Genomic DNA, 267 nt, shown 5'->3' on the forward strand with positions numbered 1-267 from the left:
GGAAAGGAATTCTCTCAATATAGTCGTATTGAATCTCAAGCAAATATTCCTGTTTATTTCGCTCATGCATATTCACCGCATGAGCGAGGAACAAACGAGCAACGTAACCGAGTATTGCGTAGATTTATACCTAAGGGACGTCTTATTGAAGAAATTGATGACGAAGAATTATTTCAAATAAATATTTTATTGAACACCATGCCATTAAAATGTTTGAATTGGAGAACTCCATTAGAGGTCTTTATGGAAAATATTAAGTTTTAAAAA

The 267-nt window shown here is 33.0% G+C and carries 1 protein-coding gene; it reads left to right on the forward strand.

Translation table 11 applies throughout. The features are described from left to right. Positions 1–264: IS30 family transposase (locus tag FC88_RS05545; protein WP_157060431.1), on the forward strand; the 264-nt coding region annotated here is incomplete at its 5' end. Positions 265–267: the final 3 nt, after the last annotated feature.

This window comes from Companilactobacillus futsaii JCM 17355 (assembly GCF_001435505.1).
GTDB lineage: Bacteria > Bacillota > Bacilli > Lactobacillales > Lactobacillaceae > Companilactobacillus > Companilactobacillus futsaii.